A 4,437-nucleotide genomic window follows, 5' to 3' on the forward strand; every position below is an offset into this window, starting at 1 on the left:
TAATCCATTCAATAATATATGATAAAAAAAGCATATATTTTGATAATTCAATATTTTTTTTTACATGATGATTAAGTTTCTTATTCATATATTAAACTCCTAAATAGAATATTTAATTAACTATATAATATAAATACTATTAATAAGTGTAAAAAAAATAACATTTACTCTATTTGAATATAGTAAATGTTATTTTTTTATTAAGTTAAAAGTCAGTTGCTACTTCAGAAGTAAATTCTTTAGAAAGAGTTAATCGTCCTTCTGGTGTGGTATAGTTATTTAATAGTGAATTTCCACTAGTATTATATACTAAGCCTCCATTATTACCTAGAGATATATCATTATTACTAAAACCTTTTAAGAGTTTTAAAAGAAATATAATTGCAGCTGCAATTGACATAAAACCACCTACATCATCAGATATTCCTAAAATTATATCTACACAAAAATATGCACCAGCAAGTGAAGCTATTTGATTTTCTGTAAAATTAATTTTAAATTCTTTGCAAATATATTGAACCATATCATAAGTAACTTCAACGCCTATTTCAGCACCAAGTTCATAATAACCAGAAACACTACCTTCATCTGGTCGCCATTTGGGATATACTTGTAATCCTAAATTTAAATTTTTATTAAAAATATTAGTAGATGCTGTTGGAATTATTTCTTTTACCATTTCAAGTACCCAATCTTTAAATAAAAGTTCATCGAGTATTTTACTAAGGTTTATACCTATTCCTGATGGTATAAAATCAAGAGTTTCTTCACCACGTTCTCTATATAAAGTTATAAAACTTCCACTTCCGAATTGTAATTTTCTAGCGTATTCAAATCTTACATAACAAGAATTATCTAAGTAATAATGTGGCTTCCCGTATACAGTTTGAAAAGCTGTTTTTAATGTTGGATTTTTAAAATCAGGAATCCATTTAACATTAACGATTTGTGTAAAGAGTGTTGAAAAGAAATTTTCGAATTGATTTACAGATACACCTGTATCTGGAAGCTGAGTTGTTTCTACTGACTTATTTTGACTTATAATTGTATTATTTGAAAGAATTAAACTATTAAATCCAGTATCTCTTCCAGAAACTTGATCATTATCTATTTGTATACCTTCAATAGTTACTCCTTCTTTTATTTGGTTAAATGCCCACATTGTTGGCATATTAAATCCCATATTTCCACTATATCCAGTTGATGCTCCATCTACAAATGCAAGAGTTGCAAACCCTGCATTTATTACTTGAGAACATACATTTCTTGAGCCATAGACTCCGATGTTATATTGAAATTCTGATGATGTAAAGGTATCAAAGATAGCTTTAAAATATGGTAATACTAAATTAGTTATTTCTCCGCCTTCCATATCATAATCTACTGTGAAATATATTGTAGTTCCTTGTGGTATTCCAAATGATCTTGCTGCTTGTACAGCTGAGACTGCATCGCTAGTACCTTGTGCTGCTGAGAAATAACTTGTTTCATAACTACCTGTTTCATATATTGGAAATACATTTAATCCTGCATTTAAAATATTTGTAAGTTCTTCTGTTGTGGTTGCAAAATTTCCTGTTAAATATCTTCCAACAATGTTATAACCACTTGATTTTAATATTTGTGCATCTGTAAGTGATAGTCTTTGGGCAGCATCGCATCCTGATACACTTCTATTTGGATTTCCAGAGCTTAATAATAGCCCCATCCATACGTTTAAATCAACTTGCGCTCCTGAGTTTGTTGAAATACCCATAGATCTTCCAAAACTGGCAACGGCTGTTTCAGTAGCTGAATCATATATTCCTGTAAAACTAACATTTGTATATCCGTTACAATATAGTGCGTATTGTAATATAGTTACAAAATAATTAGTATTTCCAACTACTATTGTTGGTGCTGCTTCTTGGGTACCAGGACCAAAATAACCATCAGCTTCATTAGCATCTTCTGGAGATATTCCTTCTGTTATTTGAAATGCGTAAATAAGTGCTTTATTAAGTTCTCTCCCATAAACACCATCACATGGAATTAAGGAACCCATATCGTATGCATATGCAGCATTTAAATCTTTTTGTATATTTGCAATAGCTTCTACTCCTCCATCATCTGTTAAAACAACAAAAGCATCCATTGATAATAATGCTTTAGCTACTAATAAATCTACAACACCTGTTTGAGATATTCCAGCATTAGATTGTAATTCACTTACTGCGCTACTAAAACTATCATTATATGGTGTTTGGAATCCACCCGGATTGATTCCTTTAACATAAAATGCTCCTTGTAGTATATAAAGTCTATTTAAATTTGATTGTGCTGAAAAATCAGTACTAGATGATAAGTCAGAAAAACCTTCACTAGTAAAATCGTAAATTCCTGTACTAGTTTCAGTATTAATAGTACCTATGCTTACACCATTTTCTATTTGATATGCTATAAGCATTGCGTTTGTAGTATCCCATCCTGGTTCTCCTGTTACAGCTATAGTATTGTAACCAGGACTATTTTTATAAGTTTCATTTAACCAAGTTTGTATTTTTTCAAGTATTGGCTGTACTGCCATGAAAATCACTCCTTTAATTTTTATTTAATAAATTTGTTTTCTATATATAAAGATTGGATTTTTAAAAAATGTAAAGCAAAAAAATAAAAAAAATTTTTATTTTTCCCTTTACATTTCTCTTACTATTTCATCTATATATATAAATAAAATTTTTAAGGAGTGATTTTTATGTCAAATACAAATGGGTTTGTTAATTTACCTGTTGGAATATATTTGAATATTAGAAAAGAACCAAACTTTTATTCAACTGTTTTAGGAAGTTTAGCACCTAAAACAAATTTAAATATCATAGAACAAAATGGTCAGTGGTATAAAATTGAATATAATAATTCAATAGCGTATGTTTTTGCCGTGGCTGTAACATCTACATCAGATGTTCAAAAAGGTGGTATTTCATTAAATCTTACAATTCCTAATAATGAAGCTTTTGGAAATGCAGGAGAAGAACCTACTTTTAACTGGAATGCCCTTGTTACAACAGGATTTATACCTATAAAAAATGAAAGCGGACAATTACAAAATGGATATGGTACATCAGATGGTGATCATATAACAATAATAAAAGATAATCCACAAACAGGGTTAACATTTATTCAGTACCCAGATCAAGGTGCTAATATGTATCAACAAGGTTGGATTGATTCAAGTTATATTTCTAAGGAGTATTTAGATTTTAGATTTGAAGGAGCTTGGATTAATTCAACTGATAATCAAGAAATTTATTTGTTTAATCAAACTATTAGTAATATGGAACTAGGCAAAGATATGAAATATACATTATTATATACTGTTTCAAATTATAACGTTGAATATAGTGTTATCTTATTTGATAATAATGGATCTTTAAGTATAGGATTTACTCCAAGTAGTGTAGGAATGTTAAACTTCATTGTTGATGGTTATCCATATAATATTCTTAATCAAGCACCTATTAACACTATAGAGCCAACAATTACGCCTAATGCAATAATAGTAAAAGAAATTGATTTAATAGATATTAACGGCATTAAATCAAATTATTATACTACAACAAATAAAAAAGTAATTTATCCAACTTTAAGTGTAGGAACAAAAATAGCTATTTTACAAGTATTTAATTCAGCTGAACAAGATTCTATACTTATTGAATATTTTAATTCAGGATCAAATTCTTATTTAAAAGGATATTTACCAACAGAAGCTTTATTTAATAATTCAATAAGTGTAAATAAAAATAATATAGAGTGGAATAAAAATCTTACTTCTGTAGATTTAGTTAATTTAACAGCTACAGAAAAAATATATACACTTCCAATTTCACAATCTGTGCAATATTTGTACAGTACAGATCAGTATGCCTGTATTTTATTTAATAATAATAATTTATCAGGATGGCCACTTGAAACTGGATACGTTAGTTTAACAGAAGGTACTTTTAAAAATGCAAATCAAATACTTGATGATTCATTTTCTGCTGTAGCTGAAACTTTATATTTCTCACAAGAAAATATTGTTATTAATGTTGATATTGAATCTAAAACTGTATTTTCTCATGCTCTTGAAAAAAATCTTATTCTAAGAGCTACTGCAAATAGTGCTTCTACTATAATTTCTACTGTCTCAGTAAATTGGTATTCATCAAATAAAGATGATTATTCTGGTTTCCAGGCTGTTATAACACCAGAAATAACTAAATCTTTACTTGAAAATGTTAATTACAATTTATTTGTTCAATTTACTTTAAATGATTCTATAATAGGGGTAGCTCCGTTTTTTCCGAAATTTTGCATCAAACTTGCTCTAAAGCCAGTAAATTAAACGGTTCAAGAACTTCATAATTCTTGAACCGTTATATATTTATTAATATTAGCTATTATCTTGTACTGTATTTT

General features: G+C 28.3%; 2 protein-coding genes. One reads left to right on the forward strand and one right to left on the reverse strand.

Going from position 1 to position 4,437, the window contains the following annotated elements; all coding sequences use genetic code 11:
- Positions 1–205: 205 nt before the first annotated feature.
- Positions 206–2,566, reverse strand: coding sequence for a glycoside hydrolase domain-containing protein (locus tag ACRDDY_RS01260; protein WP_438563153.1), 2,361 nt, complete (start codon positions 2,564–2,566; stop codon positions 206–208).
- A gap of 168 nt (positions 2,567–2,734) precedes the next feature.
- Here ACRDDY_RS01260 and ACRDDY_RS01265 point away from each other — a divergent pair, with 168 nt between their 5' ends.
- Positions 2,735–4,363 (forward strand): SH3 domain-containing protein, encoded by a 1,629-nt coding sequence (locus tag ACRDDY_RS01265; protein ID WP_438563154.1) that lies wholly within the window; start codon positions 2,735–2,737, stop codon positions 4,361–4,363.
- The last annotated feature ends 74 nt before the right edge of the window (positions 4,364–4,437 follow it).

This window comes from Clostridium sp., assembly GCF_051656525.1.
Classification (GTDB): Bacteria; Bacillota; Clostridia; order Clostridiales; family Clostridiaceae; genus Clostridium.

Excerpts from the sequence above, each read along its gene's own strand:
- ACRDDY_RS01260 (WP_438563153.1), bottom strand. The coding sequence starts at position 2,566 with ATGGCAGTACAGCCAATACTTGAAAAAATACAAACTTGGTTAAATGAA.
- ACRDDY_RS01265 (WP_438563154.1), top strand. The coding sequence starts at position 2,735 with ATGTCAAATACAAATGGGTTTGTTAATTTACCTGTTGGAATATATTTG.